Source organism: Photobacterium sp. GSS17 (assembly GCF_028621875.1).
GTDB classification, from domain to species: domain Bacteria; phylum Pseudomonadota; class Gammaproteobacteria; order Enterobacterales; family Vibrionaceae; genus Photobacterium; species Photobacterium ganghwense.
Genome location: NZ_CP117517.1, coordinates 457,821 through 472,883 on the forward strand (window position 1 = coordinate 457,821; position 15,063 = coordinate 472,883).

Genomic DNA, 15,063 nt, shown 5'->3' on the forward strand with positions numbered 1-15,063 from the left:
AGTTACCCCATGTCTTATGCAGAACTGATTGAAGAGCAGAAGGAAGAAACACGCGATATTATTGCTGCGCTATTGGAAGATGGCAGCGATCCTGATGCCCTTTACAGCATTGAGCACCACTTCTCAGCGGATACATTTGAAGAGCTGGAAGCGGCGGCAGCAGAAGCGTTTAAGATGGGCTTTGAAGTGCTGGATGCTGAAGAGCTGGAACTGGCACCGGAAGACGGTGGCGGCATGGTTGTCTGCTTTGATGCTGTAATGGAATCAGCCCTGAACGCCGACGTGATTGATGAGCAAGCAGAAAAGCTGATCAAGCTGGCTGAAAAATACAACATTGATTACGACGGTTGGGGTACGTACTTCGAGTCTGGTGAAGACGACGAAGATGACTTCGAAGACGACGAAGAGTAATCAATAACGATCCGGCCCCAATGCTGGTGTCATGATTACTGTCTCGTGAGATCATCCCTTCTTGCGAAACCGTTCTTAGTTGCAAAAAAGCTGGCTCAGGCCAGCTTTTTTTGTGCTCATTTTTCCGGTCAGATTCCCTGCTGGTCGGTATGTTGATCGTCAGGAAATAGGGGTTCAGAAAGTCTTCAACATTCGGATTTCACACGCATCGTGCCCGGTATTGCCCATCGCGTGCGAAATCTGGACAAAGCCCAGCGAACGGTATAGTCCGATAGCTTCCGTCAGGTTGGCGGTGGTTTCCAGATAGCAGGCGCAATAGCCCAGTTGGCGGGCTTCCTTCAGGGCCTGAACGGCCAGCCTGCGGGCCAGTCCCCGTCCTCTCAGTTCCGGCAGGAAGTACATTTTCTGCAACTCACAGACGCCCTCTTCTCCGGCCAGCGGCGCAATGCCTCCGCCGCCCAGAATCCGGTGTTGATGTTCGATCACCCAGTACGCGCTGCCAGCAGACTGATACACCTCGCTCATGCTATCCAGCGTCGGGTCGGCCACCCCGTATCCTTTATCGGCCGTCAAACCGTATTCTGCGGACACCCGGCGAATGACCGCGGCAATAGCTGCATTGTCCAGCGGCGTCAGGGGCCGGATTTCATAGTTGCTCTGATTGGCAGCGGCCTCAATGGCCTTGCTGTAGCGAGTCAGGCTGGTTTCCAGCTGACAGATTTCGTCAGTGTCGAGCTGTTTGAGCCACTCACTGACCTCGGCATTGAGCTGCTGGTGGAGAGCCTCAAGCTTGGTTCTGCCATCAGCGGTGAGCTGGAAAATCTGACTGCGTTTATCATCAGGGTGTGGCGTAGCGCCAACCAGCCCCTGATTTTGCAGGCAGGCCAGCGTACGACTGGCGTTGGACTTATCCACCCGCAGCCTTACCGCCATCTCATTGACCGTTGCGTTTTCTTGCTCCAGCTCGATCAGGCAGTGTGCCTGAACCGGTGTCAGGGCCATGGCACCGCACTGGTTGTGCAACATGCCAAGCTGGCGAACCAGCTGGCGGGAGAGATGGCGAAGTGAATGGGCGTCCATGGAAGCATCCTTGTGTCGGCGGTTGTCTTAATAATTTTGTTGTGTGTCGCAACTTAATGTATTTGTAACTCGCAACCATGTCAAGGTGATGCACACTCGTTATATGGATAACTGAATAAAGCAAGAAGGTGTGTTACTCGCGAGAGGCAGGACTGCGCTGTGCCAGAAAGTCGAAGTGGATCTGCGGAAAAGGCAGGGCAGCAAAACGGTTTCAGCCCGGGTGTGATTGACGTCCGGGCTGATATGGATGCTTTGTGCCTGTATCTGTATCTGAATCTGTCGCTCAGTGATGGTGGCAAGCCATCATACTTAATGCTGAGTGCGTTTGCTCACGGCGCTGCCAGACACGCTCATGAAAGTAATAGGCCAGCGTGTTAATGGCAGGTTCAATCATGGCCATAATACTGCCGATCAGAATGTCACCGGTCAGCAGGTAAGCAACCGTGAACGCCACACTGAAATGTACCACGGCGAAGCTCGCGGTTTTGCGCCCCGGTTGGTTGAACTGGGAACGTTTCAGCGGCGCAGTCTGCCATGCTTTTTCGTGAAAGTAGAAAGCCACTGTGTTGACCATAGGTTCAATCATCGCCATCAGGCTACCGATGAGGATATCGCCGGTCAGCAGGTAAGCGACACTAAACGCAACGGTAAAATGAATGGCAGCAAAACTGATAGTCTTTTTCATAACAGGCTCCTCACTTGGATACCTATAGTATTGCGAATAATTATCAATAACTTAAATCGATTGTTGTTATCATATCAATAGGTAATAGCTATTGAATGGTGGTGGGTATGGCGAAGACAGCACAGTGGCCAAAAGAAAAAGGCCGGCGATAAACGCCGGCCCTGGAGAGGAATGCAGAGTTACCTGCCGAACGACAGCTTACAGCGCTGCAATCGTCGCTTGCTGTTCAGCCAGCTTGGTCAGGGTTTCTTTGTAGCCGTCCAGCTTCTCACGCTCTTTGGCAACAACGGCTTCTGGCGCTTTTGCAACGAAACCTTGGTTACCCAGTTTGCCTTCGATGCGTTTGATCTCGCCTTCGGTCTTCTGGATTTCTTTCGCCAGGCGGTCAAGCTCAGCGTCTTTGTCAATCAGACCAGCCATTGGGATCATCAGCTCAGACTTACCGACCAGGGCGGTAGCACACGCAGGTGTTTCTTCACCAGCAGCCAGCACGCGGATGTCTTCCAGTTTCGCCAGAGACACCAGTACTGCTTTGTTGGCTTCCAGACGCGCTGCGTCTTTCTCGTCAGCGGCTTTTAGCATCACATCCAGCGGCTTGCTCGGCGCGATGTCGTACTCGGCTCGTAGGTTACGGATGCTGGTGATGAAGTTCTTCACCCACTCAATGTCAGCCAGTGCGTCGGCATTGAAGTTGGCTTCGTCGTACTGAGGCAGTGCCTGCAGCATGATGGTATCGCCTTCGACACCGTCTACCAGAGGCTTCACGCTCTGCCAGATCGTTTCAGTGATGTAAGGAATAACCGGGTGAGCCAGACGCAGTGTCTTTTCCAGTACGGTGATCAGGGTACGGCGAGTGGCGCGTTGCTGCGCTTCGCTGCCTTTCCACAGAACCGGTTTAGTCAGCTCCAGGTACCAGTCACAGAACTGGTTCCAGATGAACTCATAGATGGTGTTCGCCGCCATATCCAGACGGAAGTTTTCAATGTGCGCATTGAACTCTTTCGCTGCCAGCTCGAACTGAGACTCGATCCATTTGTCGGCCAGGGAGTATTCCAATTCCGCCCCTGCCGCAAAGCCGCAGTCCTGCTCTTCGGTGTTCATCAGCACGTAGCGGCTGGCGTTCCACAGCTTGTTACAGAAGTTACGGTAACCTTCCAGGCGCTTCATGTCCCAGTTGATGTCACGGCCGGTTGAAGCCATTGCCGCCAGCGTGAAACGCAGGGCGTCAGTACCGTATGGTTCGATACCGTCTTCAAATGTCTTACGGGTGTTCTTCTCGATCTTCGCAGCCAGCTGAGGCTGCATCATGTTACCGGTACGTTTTTCTACCAGAGATTCCAGATCGATACCGTCGATCATGTCGATTGGGTCAAGAACGTTACCCTTGGATTTCGACATCTTGTCGCCGTTCTCATCACGGATCAGACCGGTGACGTATACCGTTTTGAATGGAACCTGAGACTTGCCGTTTTCATCTTTACAGAAGTGCATGGTCATCATGATCATGCGCGCAACCCAGAAGAAGATGATGTCGAAACCGGTGACCAGTACATCAGACGGGTGGAAGGTCTTCAGGTCATCTGTTTGCTCAGGCCAGCCCTGAGTACCGAAGGTCCACAGTGCAGATGAGAACCAGGTATCCAGTACGTCATCGTCCTGACGCAGAACCACAACCGGTGCCAGGTTGTGTTTTTCGCGGATTTCTTCTTCGGTGCGACCTACGTATACATTGCCGTTGTTGTCGTACCATGCCGGAATACGGTGGCCCCACCATAGCTGACGGGAAATACACCAGTCCTGAATATCACGCATCCAGGAGAAGTACATGTTTTCGTACTGCTTAGGGACAAACTTGATGTCGCCGTCTTCAACGGCACGCACGGCTTCTTCTGCCAGAGGAGCAGTGCGTACGTACCATTGGTCAGTCAGCATTGGCTCGATCACTACGCCGCCGCGGTCGCCGTAAGGCACGGTCAGGTCGTGATCTTTAATTTCGTCCAGCAGGCCCAGCTCGTCGAATTCTGCCACGATGGCTTTACGCGCATCGAAACGATCCATACCTTGGTACTTCGCTGGCATTTCGGTGCTGTATGCGTCGCTAGGTTCACCGTTGGTGGTGAACACTTCGGCGCTGCTGCGGATAGCGGCATCGAACGTCAGGATGTTGATCATTGGCAGGCTGTGGCGCTTACCAACTTCGTAGTCGTTGAAGTCGTGCGCCGGTGTGATTTTCACACAGCCGGTGCCTTTTTCCATGTCAGCGTGTTCGTCACCCACGATTGGGATGCGACGATCCACGATTGGCAGGATGATTTCTTTGCCGATCAGATCTTTGTAACGTGGATCTTCCGGGTTCACGGCTACGCCGGTATCACCCAGCATAGTTTCCGGACGGGTTGTGGCTACAACGATGTAGTCTTTGCCGTCAGCCGTTTTCACACCGTCCGCCAGCGGGTAGCGGAAGTGCCACATGTGGCCTTTCTTGTCTTTGTTCTCAACTTCCAGATCGGAAATCGCAGTGTGCAGTTTCGGATCCCAGTTAACCAGGCGCTTACCACGGTAAATCAGGTCATCTTCGTACAGGCGCACGAAAACTTCTTTCACGGCATTCGACAGGCCGTCATCCATGGTGAAACGTTCGCGATCCCAGTCTACTGACGCGCCCAGACGACGCAGCTGCTTGGTGATGGTGCCACCAGACTCGCCTTTCCATTCCCAGATTTTATCGATGAAAGCATCACGGCCGTAGTCGTGTTTGGTTTTGCCTTCTTCCGCTGCAATCTTACGCTCCACAACCATTTGGGTAGCGATACCCGCGTGGTCAGTACCGACTTGCCACAGCGTGTTTTTGCCTTTCATACGCTCACAGCGGATCAGGGTATCCATAATGGTATCCTGAAACGCGTGGCCCATGTGCAGGCTACCCGTGACGTTTGGCGGTGGGATCATGATGCTGTAAGCATCTTTTGATGTGTCACCGTGAGGCTTGAAATAACCGGCCTCTTCCCAGCGCTGATATAGCGCTTTTTCAATTGATTGTGGGTTGTATGTCTTTTCCATAGCGCTCTTAGAAGGATCTATGTGGAATTAGGGCGTCTCAGGGGCAGCGGCGGTTTTCAGCTGGATGCCAGCTTGCCGGTACTGCTTATAGCGTTCCCGCGCCAACTGCTTGAGTTTTTCATCGCAAGGGACGAAGTCTACCACTTGTGAGAAGGTAACGGCAAAATTTGGTGCTTCCTGAGCCAAATTGATCAGTACGCCGCGTCGGCCGCTGTGCCGCCGTCCCGGCCAGCCGATTTCAACCGGTGAGCCGCCGCGGGGGCCTTCGCCAATCAGGTTGTGAGGCACAAAATTGTCCGGGTCCTGTTGCCAGAGGTACTCATCTATCTGTTCTGCCTGCGCTTTACTGTCAGCCAGCAGATAGACTTTGTGGCCCTGGCGATAACTCAGTGCTGCTTGTGAGCAGGCAAAATGCCACTGATAATCACTATCGGCGGCAAGGTGCGTCTCATCGATTATATAAAAAGTAGCATGAGTCATGGTGTTTACTCTATAAAGCAAGGGGGCCGTCTGGCCCCCTTGTGTCGTTGTTATTCGACGGCGTCCTGACCAGCGCGGTTTAGCAGGAACTGGACCAGCAATGGAACCGGACGACCGGTGGCACTTTTGTCTTTGCCACCGACCCAGGCCGTCCCGGCGATATCCAGGTGCGCCCAGTTATATTTCTTGGCAAAGCGCGACAGGAAGCAACCTGCCGTGATCGTACCGGCACCCGGCGTACCCAGGTTCGCCATGTCAGCAAACGGGCTCGCCAGCTGGTCCTGGTACTCGTCGCTCATTGGCAGACGCCATGCACGGTCACCGGCTTGCTCAGATGCATTGATCAGCTCGTGTGCCAGCGGGTTGTGGTTCGAAATCAGGCCGCTGATGTGGTTACCCAGTGCCACGACACAAGCACCGGTCAGTGTTGCCACGTCAACCACCGCTTCAGGCTCGAAGCGTTCGACGTAAGTCAGGGCATCACACAGTACCAGACGACCTTCCGCATCAGTGTTCAGCACTTCTACTGTCTGACCCGACATCGTTGTCAGGATGTCACCCGGACGGTAAGCACCGCCACCCGGCATGTTTTCACAGCCTGCCAGAACACCAACCACGTTCAGCGGCAGGTTCAGTTTGGCCAGCGCTTTCATGGCACCGAACACGGTCGCCGCGCCGCACATGTCGTACTTCATTTCGTCCATGTTGGCCGATGGCTTGATAGAGATACCGCCCGAATCGAAGGTCAGTCCTTTACCGATCAGTACGATAGGTTTCGCCTGCGGATCAGGATGCCCCTTGTACTCGATCACTGACATCATGGCTTCGTTCTTGGAGCCTTGACCAACGGCGAGGTACGACGTCATGCCCAGCTCTTTCATTTCCTGCTCACCAATGATTTTGGTGGTCACAGATTCAAAGTCATCCGCCAGACGGCGAGCTTGTGATGCCAGGTAAGCCGGGTTTGCCACGTTTGGCGGCATGTTCCCCAAATCTTTACCGGCTTTGACGCCAGAGGCGACAGCCAGACCGTGAGCAATCGCACGCTCACCCAGTGACAGTTCGCGACGGGTCGGTACATTAAATACCAGCTTGCGAAGTGGGCGACGGGTTTCAGGTTTGTTACTCTTAAACTGGTTGAAGGTGTACAGGCTGTCTTTGGTGGTTTCCACTGCCTGACGCACTTTCCAGTAGGTATCGCGGCCCTTAACGTGCAGCTCAGTCAGGAAGCAGACGGCTTCCATTGAACCGGTTTCGTTCAGGGTACTGATGGTTTTTTTAATGATTTGTTTGTACTGGCGTTCATCCAGTTCGCGCTCTTTACCACAACCAACCAGTAATACACGCTCAGATAATACGTTTGGTACATGGTGAAGCAGCAGCATTTGGCCAGGTTTACCTTCCAGATCGCCACGACGAAGCAAAGAGCTGATATAGCCTTCGCTGATTTTGTCTAGCTGTTCGGCAATGGGAGAAAGGCGACGTGGTTCAAAAACGCCCACGACAATACAGGCACTTCGCTGTTTCTCGGGGCTACCACTTTTAACACTGAACTCCATGCGTACTCCTACATCCTAATAAAGACAATTAAAGCTAAATGTTAGATAATGCCGCACTTACTTGCTGGACCGCAGATTCGGTATAGGATTTAAAGTACGGGTTAACAAATAGCCGAAAGATTAAAAAATACATAATTAACCGAAAAATTATAGTGATTCCGGTAAAAAAACAAGTTTTCTATGGGTAAATAAAGCGTGATTATTGTTCGGTATTTGACACGTGAGACATTAAAAAGCCAATTTGCGGTGCTTTTTGTTCTTTTTCTTGTCTTTATCAGTCAAAAATTTATTCGCATACTAGCCTCTGCGACCGAAGGCTCTATCCCCAGCGATCTGATTTTGACCCTGATGGGGCTGTACATGCCGTCAATGGCATTATTGATGCTGCCTTTAAGTCTTTACATCGGTATTTTGCTGACCTTCGGCCGTCTGTATGCGGAAAGTGAAATTACAGTGATGAACGCGACCGGGATCGGGAACAAATTCCTGATCCAGGCCGCATTGTGGCTGGCGATCATTACCGGCTCCATTGCGGCGTTTAACGCGTTGTGGCTGTCTCCCTGGAGTGCTGAGCAGGAGACCCGGGTGATGGAGCAGGTTGAAGCGGATTCCGGCCTGGAGCTGCTGGTGAAAGGTCAGTTTCAGGCGGCCCCGGATGGCAAAGGGGTGGTGTTCGTCAATGACATCACTGACAGCGGCAGCCGTTTGCATAAAGTGTTTGTCGCTCAGCTATCCGCGCAGGATGCACTGCGCCCGAGCGTGCTGGTGGCCGATCGCGGCTATGTCAGTGAGCTGCCTGATGGTCGTCAGATCCTGGAGTTGAAAGAAGGGACCCGGTACGAAGGGCTGCCGACGCGACTGGATTATTCGATCACCGAGTTTGATGGTTATCAGGCTTTGATTGGCCAGCGTGCGGTACGTGAAAAAGATCGTGACTGGGACGCACTGCCGACTCTGGAGCTGATGCAGCGTCCTGAACTGGCGGCCAAGGCAGAGTTCCAGTGGCGGATGTCGCTGGTGATCTGTATTCCGTTGCTGACCATGGTGGTGGTACCGCTGTCGTCGGTTAACCCGCGTCAGGGACGCTTTGCCAAACTGGTTCCGGCGGTCTTGATTTATCTGGCGTACTTCCTGGCCATCAGCGCCGCGAAATCCGCAGTGGAAGACGGCGGCCTGCCGTCGTACATCGGCCTGTGGTCGATCAACGCAGCGATGCTGCTGGTGGCGATTGTGCTCAACAGCTGGGATACGCTGCCGGTTCGGCAACTGAGAGAAAAATTTCGGAGACGCGGCTGATGTTTAAGATTCTGGATTTATACATTGGCCGAACGATCATCGCGACTTCGGCCCTGACACTCTCCACGCTGGTTGGTCTGTCGGCTATCATCAAATATGTGGAGCAGCTGCGTAAAGTCGGTGACGGCACCTACGATTTGTGGAAAGCGCTGGTGTATGTGCTGCTGAGCATGCCGCGTGACATCGAGATGTTCTTTCCGATGGCGGTACTGTTGGGCGCGCTGATTGGCCTGGGGATGCTGGCTTCCAGCTCTGAGCTGGTTGTGATGCAGGCGGCGGGTTTCTCTAAGCTTGATATTGGTCTGTCGGTGCTCAAAACCGCGGTGCCGCTGATGATTGTGGTTACCCTGTTGGGCCAGTGGGGCGCACCAGAAGCCCAGAAAGCCGCGCGTGAACTGCGGGCCTTGTGGACCTCCGGGGGGAACATGCTGTCGGTACAGCGTGGGGTCTGGGCGAAAGATGGCAACGACTTTATCTACATCGGCCGGGTGCATGAGCAGAAGGAGCTGTTTGGCGTCAACATCTGGGAATTTGATGAGCAGGACAATTTGAAAACCTCGACCTTTGCGGAAACCGCGAAGTTCGATGAGAACCAGAACTGGGTACTGGAAGATGTCACGGTCACCACGCTGAGTACCACTCAGCAAAGTAATGAGACGTTCAAGCAATTGCCGTGGCAGACCACGCTGACGCCCGATAAGCTGGCGGTGGTGACGGTGAAGCCGGAAGAGCTGGCGCTATCAGGTGTTTATGATTACGTATCTTACCTGAAAGCCTCGAAGCAGGATGCCTCGCGCTACGAACTGGCTTTCTGGCGCAAAGCGCTGCAGCCGGTCTCAATTGCCGTGATGATGTTGCTGGCCTTGTCCTTCGTTTTCGGGCCGCTGCGTTCGGTTACGATGGGGGCGCGAGTCTTGTCCGGGGTGATCTTCGGCTTTGGTTTCTACATTTCGAATGAGGTGTTCGGGCCACTCAGTATTGTTTACCGGCTGCACCCGATTGTCGGTGCTCTCGGGCCGAGTTTGGTGTTCCTGTTTATCACCCTTTATCTGCTGCGGCGCAAGTTGTAGTTTGTCGCTGAAGTGATTTGTAAGTTGTCGCTGAAGCGGTAAAGCGGTCGGTCTGAACGCTGCACAAGAGAAACAAAAAAGGAGCCTCGGGCTCCTTTTTTGTTGGTGTATCAGGCTGAGAAGATGCATCGTAACGATGGCAGGCGGAAGTGTTGCCGTCATTTCACTTTGGGTATGACCACCATCTCGCACTCGGCCATGATGTCCTGGAACGACTGTTTCTCTTTGCTGAATGGCGCAATCAGGTTGCCCAGGCCAAAGGCCGATGTGGCCATTCGGATCAGAGCCTGAGTCGGACGAATGTTTGAACCGTCTTTGTTCTGAATCCGCAGTTTCCAAGCGCGCATTCCCAGTGTCTGCCCGCCCACGCACCAGAAGTAGGTGTAGAAGCTAATCACTGCGGTTGCCAGGTAGGTCGGGTAAATCACCCCCACCACCGGATGGCGAGTCATGTAGTCACTGACATCCTCGTAACCGGTAATGTCCACCAAGCCGGTTGACAGCAGAATCGCCATTATCCCCATTGCCAGGCCTCCGGCCAGCATGAGAACCGCGGCAACGACCAGGCTGTCGTACAACCAGGCGGCAATACGGCGAAACAGGCTGGGATACTGTTTGGCAGAAGAAACGTCCTGTTGTTTTTTCGTTTTCACAAGTGCGTCCAATAGTTAATCACAAAAGACTGGGCGCAGTGTAACAACTTCCAGGTAGGCGGGAAATGGCCGGTGGGCCGGAAATGAGAGGCTGCCTGCGTTGCTTGAGGTGGGGCATGGCCGTGAAAGCGAAAAATAAGCCATTGTTGGTTAAATATAAATCAACAATGATACTTTTTATCGAAAGCTCACGCACAGCTATTGCGCTGCTTCTGCGGATACGTATAATTGGCCGAACTGCCCGGGTGGCGAAATTGGTAGACGCAGCGGATTCAAAATCCGCCGGTGAATAACTGTGCCGGTTCAAGTCCGGCCCCGGGCACCAATTTCAAACAACAAAGCCTCGACGAAAGTCGGGGCTTTGTTGTATCTGCATCTTCTCAGCGTTGCTTGCCTTCGCTACTGAACCGGATCACGTTGCCGTGTTCACTCTGGCTTTTGTCGTTTTTGTTCAAGCTTTCTTGTTGGCCATGGCCAAGGCGAGCTTGTTTATCAATCCTGCCTTATCTATCAAACTGTCTTGTTTTTCAAAGTTATCTTGTCGACCAATGCAGGCAACGTAGCCTGTTTTTTTTATTTTTCCTGTGAAAATAACGGGTTTGCCATCAGGCTCATATTTTCGACATTCCCTGCCAGAGCCGACCTCCCAGCCCGTTAGAAGCTGGCTATGTTTTCTATACACGGTTGCCGAATGCCTGCCGCTTGTCTGCGTGCCTGCCAGAACAGAAGCAAACTCACTCAAAGCAGGAGGCTTGCCCATGGAAGCTGTTCGACCAGCCGTACCGCTTATGTACCCGAGTGCGAGAGAAGCCGGGGCTTTGCTGTATTCGCACTGCAAAAGTCTGACAACGTGCCTACCACAATAAGGGAGATAATATGGTAGCTAAAAGTTACTTTCATCGTGGCGGAAACCAGCCGTTACTCGGAAAAACAATCTCGCAGCAGTTTTCGGAAGTTGCCGCTGCATTTCCGGATCACGAAGCGGTGGTTTCGATTCCCCAGCAGCGTCGGGTAACCTATCGCGAGCTGGCTGATGAAATTGACCTTCTGGCCAAGGGATTAGTGGCCGCCGGATTCAGCAAAGGTGATCGGGTGGGGGTCTGGTCGACCAACAACCTGGAGTGGATCCTGATGCAAATGGCCACCGCGCGCGTTGGCATTGTCCTGGTTAACATCAACCCGGCCTACCGTACCCGCGAGCTGGCTTATGCCCTGCAATGTTCAGAAGTGCAGGGCATTTTTATTATTCCTTCTTTCCGCGACAGCAACTACATCGGGATGTTGACGGAATTACTGCCTGAACTGAAAAGCCGACCGTGTGATCTGGCCTCACCGCTGGGCAACCCGGATTTCCCTTTCCTGCGAAATGTGGTGGTGTACGACCCGCAGCAACCGATGCAGACCGCCCGCCCGGCGCAGGGGTTTGCGGTCTGGTCTGACATTATCGAAGCCGGTCGCGCCATTTCCGATGCGCAGCTAGAGGCCGTGACGGATAGTCTGGACTGCGATGATCCCATCAATATTCAGTACACCTCGGGCACCACCGGATTTCCGAAAGCTGTTGTACTCAGCCATCTTAATATTCTAAACGATGCCTATTTCTCTGCGCTGGCGATGCACTTTACCGAGAATGACCGTCTGTGCGTGCCGGTTCCTTTCTATCACTGCTTCGGCATGGTGCTGGCAAACCTGCTGTGCCTGTCGGTTGGGGCTTGTATCGTGATACCGGCTGAGCATTTCAACCCGCTGTCGGTGCTGAAAGCCGTGGATCAGGAAAAATGTACCGCCTTGCATGGGGTACCCACCATGTTTATCGCGGAGCTGGATCATCCTGAGTTTAAACAGTATGACGTCAGTTCACTGCGCACCGGGATCATGGCCGGGGCGACTTGTCCGCCAGCCTTAATGATGCGAGTGATGGGGGAACTCAACTGTCGTGAAATCCTGATCGGCTACGGGCAGACCGAAGCCGCGCCACTGAGCCATTTGACGGAAATTGATGATTCCCTGGAGCGCCGGACAGAAACGGTGGGCAGGAACCTGCCGCATCAGGAGGTCAAAGTGATCAATGTGGAAAACGGGGCCACGGTACCGTTAGGGCAACCGGGTGAAGTCTGTTTCCGCGGCTATAACCTGATGCGAGGCTATTACGGGAATGAAGAGGCCACCCGTGAGGCGATTGATCCGCAGGGCTGGCTGCACTCCGGCGATATTGGGGTCATGGACGAAGAAGGTTATGTCCGCATTACCGGTCGGATCAAAGAAATGATCATTCGTGGTGGTGAGAACATCTACCCGCGCGAAATTGAAGAATTCCTGTACTCCAATGAAAAAATTCAGCAGGTTGCGGTGTTTGGGGTACCGGATGCCTTTTATGGGGAAGAAGTGGTGGCTTGGGTGCAATTGCATCCGGGAGAAGAGATGACCGAAGATGAGCTGAAAACCTTCTGTCAGGGGCAATTGACCCACTTTAAGATCCCGAAAGTGATCCGTTTTGTGGATAACTTCCCGATGACCGTGACCGGTAAGCTGCAGAAGTTCAAAATGCGGGATCTGGAAGTTGAAAAGGAAAAGCAGGAGCAGGAAGAAAGCACGAATGCTGTGACTTAAATTGTCGGGGGAACCTTAAGCACTTGACATTAAGCACCTGACATCAAGCACTAAGTATTAAATTTTAAGTACCTGGCCCCAGCAAAAGCTGGGGCTTTTTTATTTACTGTGGTTTTCGAGTGAGATCTCACTCTTGATTTTATGGCTGACATTATTTCATGAAATAACGTTACTCCGAAAAATACAAATACCGAATTTAAATCAAACTTTCGCTGTTTACTTTTTAAACTGAGATATTCTTCACGATTAATGCAACCGGTTGCGCTTTCTGTTTCCACCATGTTCATATAGAATTTTTTTGTCATGTAAAAAGTCTATGGATGTGAGAAATGGAGAGCAAAATGAAAAAGATTCTTTTATGTTGCAGTGCCGGAATGTCAACCAGTATGTTGGTTCAGAAAATGCAAAAAGCGGCGCAAGAACGCGGCCTTGCCTGTCAGATAGACGCGCATCCGGTCAGTACATTTGAAGAGACAATCCAGCAGTATGATGTCTGCCTGCTGGGGCCCCAAGTCCGGTTTCAACTGGAAGAACTGCGTAAAACTGCAGGAATTTACGGCAAGCCCGTTGAAGCGATTCCCCCAATGGCGTACGGCATGATGAAAGGGGATGAAGTGCTTGATCAGGCGCTATCACTAATGACCGAATAATTCCGAAACCAACAAATGAATATTTGTTGGTTTTTTCATTTTTAAGAAATAAATCATCTCTCTATTTATTTTCATAAATAGGGTAAGGCTCCTTATTGCCAAATAAAAGGATTTACCTATGAAGATTTACGAAAGAGTCATGCATGTTGTGGAGCATTATATTGCCCCAATGGCGGCGAAAGTGGGTTCGCAAAAACATGTTCGTGCAATGCGTGATGGTTTTATTACCGCGATGCCATTTATTATTGTGGGCAGCTTTATTCTTATTTTCGCTTTTCCTCCTTTTGCTGAAGACACCCAGAATGGATTTGGTAAAGCCTGGCTGTCATTTGCGACCACCCATTTCGATACCATCATGATGCCGTTCAATATGACGATGGGGATCATGACCATTTTTGTCTCGCTCGGCGTTGCGTACAGCCTGGCCCGATCCTACCAGATGGATGGGATCACCAGCGCTGCCTTGGCGCTGATGAGCTTTCTTCTGGTGGCTTCGCCAGTCAAAGACGGGGGGCTGCCCACTGGTCATCTGGCCGGAACGGGGATCTTTACCGCAGTGATCTGTGCCTTTTTCTCGGTCGAACTGATCCGCTTTTTGAAAAAGCACAACATCACTATCCGGATGCCTGAGCAGGTTCCGCCCGCGATTGCCCGCTCGTTTGAAATGTTGATCCCGGTTTTGGTGGTGTTCATGACCCTTTATCCCCTGAGTCTGTATATCCAGTCTCAGCACGACATGCTGATCCCGGATGCCGTGATGGAGATGTTCCGCCCGCTGATTAGCGCATCGAATACACTGCCGGCAATCATTGGGGCATTACTTGTGTCCCAGTTGCTGTGGTTTGCCGGTATTCACGGGGCGGCCATTGTGGTGGGACTGTTGTCGCCGATTTTCCTCACCAATATCGGTGCCAATATTGATGCCTTTGTTGCTGGTGAGCCGATTCCGAATATTTTCACCCAGCCGTTCTGGGATTTCTACATCTTCATTGGCGGCTCCGGGGCTACATTGGCGCTGGCGATTCTGATGGTGTTCAGCCGCTCGGTTCATTTGCGCAGCCTCGGACGTATGAGTGCTGTGCCGGGATTTTTCCAGATTAATGAGCCCGTTATTTTTGGGGCCCCGATTGTGTTGAACCCGCTGCTGTTTGTCCCGTTCGTCTTTGCCCCGATAGTGAATGCTGTAATTGCGTATTTTGCCGTTCAGGTCGGGTTTGTCGGGATGGGAGTCGCAACCACTCCGTGGACAACGCCGGCCATTATTGGTGCTTCCTGGGGAGCCGGATGGACATTGACCCCGGTGCTGTTGGTGATCGGTCTGCTCATCATTGACCTGCTGATTTACCTGCCGTTTTTCCGCATGTTTGAAAAACAGCTGTTGGAACAAGAGCGCGCGGTGTCGGAACCACCGGCGAAGACCAAAACCACAGCCGGAACTGGGGTAACGGCATAACATTTGTAACATTTGTCGGCTGCGGGATGGCTGCAGCCGACATCGCATTTAAGCAT

The 15,063-nt window shown here is 52.4% G+C and carries 13 protein-coding genes and 1 tRNA gene; 7 read left to right on the forward strand and 7 right to left on the reverse strand.

The window, feature by feature from the left end; all coding sequences use genetic code 11:
* The first annotated feature begins 9 nt into the window (after window positions 1-9).
* Complete coding sequence (gene rraB, locus PGW97_RS02170) at window positions 10-411, forward strand: ribonuclease E inhibitor RraB (RefSeq protein WP_047883743.1); 402 nt, start codon at window positions 10-12, stop codon at window positions 409-411.
* 174 nt (window positions 412-585) lie between these two features.
* Here rraB and PGW97_RS02175 read toward each other — a convergent pair whose 3' ends face one another.
* The 5 genes from PGW97_RS02175 to pepA form a co-directional block, all read right to left on the reverse strand.
* Window positions 586-1,491 carry a bifunctional helix-turn-helix transcriptional regulator/GNAT family N-acetyltransferase gene (locus PGW97_RS02175; RefSeq protein ID WP_273858475.1) on the reverse strand — a complete coding sequence of 302 codons (906 nt, stop codon included), beginning with the start codon at window positions 1,489-1,491 and terminating at the stop codon, window positions 586-588.
* 283 nt (window positions 1,492-1,774) lie between these two features.
* Window positions 1,775-2,176 (reverse strand): DUF2061 domain-containing protein, encoded by a 402-nt coding sequence (locus PGW97_RS02180; RefSeq protein ID WP_217394206.1) that lies wholly within the window; start codon window positions 2,174-2,176, stop codon window positions 1,775-1,777.
* A 198-nt stretch (window positions 2,177-2,374) separates the two neighbouring features.
* Window positions 2,375-5,236 carry a valine--tRNA ligase gene (locus tag PGW97_RS02185; RefSeq protein ID WP_047883746.1) on the reverse strand — a complete coding sequence of 954 codons (2,862 nt, stop codon included), beginning with the start codon at window positions 5,234-5,236 and terminating at the stop codon, window positions 2,375-2,377.
* Window positions 5,237-5,263: 27 nt separating this feature from the next.
* Window positions 5,264-5,716: a DNA polymerase III subunit chi gene (locus PGW97_RS02190; RefSeq protein WP_047883747.1), complete on the reverse strand. Its 453-nt coding sequence runs from the start codon at window positions 5,714-5,716 to the stop codon at window positions 5,264-5,266.
* Between the two features lie 50 nt (window positions 5,717-5,766).
* Entirely contained in the window at window positions 5,767-7,275 is a 1,509-nt protein-coding gene (gene pepA, locus PGW97_RS02195) for a leucyl aminopeptidase (protein ID WP_047883748.1), read from the reverse strand.
* Window positions 7,276-7,470: 195 nt separating this feature from the next.
* On the opposite strand from pepA, the gene lptF reads away from it, so the two are divergent.
* Both lptF and lptG read left to right on the forward strand, forming a co-directional pair.
* Entirely contained in the window at window positions 7,471-8,571 is a 1,101-nt protein-coding gene (gene lptF, locus PGW97_RS02200) for an LPS export ABC transporter permease LptF (RefSeq protein ID WP_047883749.1), read from the forward strand.
* A complete protein-coding gene (lptG, locus tag PGW97_RS02205) occupies window positions 8,571-9,641 on the forward strand; it encodes an LPS export ABC transporter permease LptG (RefSeq protein ID WP_217394204.1) in 1,071 nt (356 codons plus the stop codon). Before lptF ends, lptG begins: the two co-directional genes overlap by 1 nt.
* Before the next feature lie 158 nt (window positions 9,642-9,799).
* On the opposite strand, the gene PGW97_RS02210 is transcribed toward lptG, so the two are convergent.
* Window positions 9,800-10,294 carry an RDD family protein gene (locus PGW97_RS02210; RefSeq protein ID WP_273858482.1) on the reverse strand — a complete coding sequence of 165 codons (495 nt, stop codon included), beginning with the start codon at window positions 10,292-10,294 and terminating at the stop codon, window positions 9,800-9,802.
* Between the two features lie 239 nt (window positions 10,295-10,533).
* Here PGW97_RS02210 and PGW97_RS02215 point away from each other — a divergent pair.
* A tRNA-Leu gene (locus PGW97_RS02215) sits at window positions 10,534-10,619 on the forward strand.
* 126 nt (window positions 10,620-10,745) lie between these two features.
* On the opposite strand, the gene PGW97_RS02220 is transcribed toward PGW97_RS02215, so the two are convergent.
* On the reverse strand, window positions 10,746-11,054 hold the full coding sequence (locus PGW97_RS02220) for a hypothetical protein (RefSeq protein WP_273858483.1): 309 nt from the start codon (window positions 11,052-11,054) through the stop codon (window positions 10,746-10,748).
* A 116-nt stretch (window positions 11,055-11,170) separates the two neighbouring features.
* Here PGW97_RS02220 and PGW97_RS02225 point away from each other — a divergent pair, with 116 nt between their 5' ends.
* The 3 genes from PGW97_RS02225 to PGW97_RS02235 all read left to right on the forward strand — a co-directional run bounded on the left by PGW97_RS02225 (window position 11,171) and on the right by PGW97_RS02235 (window position 15,007).
* Entirely contained in the window at window positions 11,171-12,904 is a 1,734-nt protein-coding gene (locus PGW97_RS02225; RefSeq protein ID WP_273858485.1) for an AMP-binding protein, read from the forward strand.
* A gap of 341 nt (window positions 12,905-13,245) precedes the next feature.
* A complete protein-coding gene (locus PGW97_RS02230; protein ID WP_047883754.1) occupies window positions 13,246-13,554 on the forward strand; it encodes a PTS sugar transporter subunit IIB in 309 nt (102 codons plus the stop codon).
* 118 nt (window positions 13,555-13,672) lie between these two features.
* Window positions 13,673-15,007 carry a PTS sugar transporter subunit IIC gene (locus PGW97_RS02235; protein WP_217392433.1) on the forward strand — a complete coding sequence of 445 codons (1,335 nt, stop codon included), beginning with the start codon at window positions 13,673-13,675 and terminating at the stop codon, window positions 15,005-15,007.
* The last annotated feature ends 56 nt before the right edge of the window (window positions 15,008-15,063 follow it).

Coding starts and splice junctions, on each gene's coding strand:
- pepA (WP_047883748.1), bottom strand. CDS start 7,275: ATGGAGTTCAGTGTTAAAAGTGGTAGCCCCGAGAAACAGCGAAGTGCC.
- PGW97_RS02185 (WP_047883746.1), bottom strand. CDS start 5,236: ATGGAAAAGACATACAACCCACAATCAATTGAAAAAGCGCTATATCAG.
- PGW97_RS02220 (WP_273858483.1), bottom strand. CDS start 11,054: ATGGGCAAGCCTCCTGCTTTGAGTGAGTTTGCTTCTGTTCTGGCAGGC.
- PGW97_RS02225 (WP_273858485.1), top strand. CDS start 11,171: ATGGTAGCTAAAAGTTACTTTCATCGTGGCGGAAACCAGCCGTTACTC.
- PGW97_RS02180 (WP_217394206.1), bottom strand. CDS start 2,176: ATGAAAAAGACTATCAGTTTTGCTGCCATTCATTTTACCGTTGCGTTT.
- rraB (WP_047883743.1), top strand. CDS start 10: ATGTCTTATGCAGAACTGATTGAAGAGCAGAAGGAAGAAACACGCGAT.
- lptG (WP_217394204.1), top strand. CDS start 8,571: ATGTTTAAGATTCTGGATTTATACATTGGCCGAACGATCATCGCGACT.
- PGW97_RS02230 (WP_047883754.1), top strand. CDS start 13,246: ATGAAAAAGATTCTTTTATGTTGCAGTGCCGGAATGTCAACCAGTATG.
- PGW97_RS02190 (WP_047883747.1), bottom strand. CDS start 5,716: ATGACTCATGCTACTTTTTATATAATCGATGAGACGCACCTTGCCGCC.
- PGW97_RS02235 (WP_217392433.1), top strand. CDS start 13,673: ATGAAGATTTACGAAAGAGTCATGCATGTTGTGGAGCATTATATTGCC.
- PGW97_RS02175 (WP_273858475.1), bottom strand. CDS start 1,491: ATGGACGCCCATTCACTTCGCCATCTCTCCCGCCAGCTGGTTCGCCAG.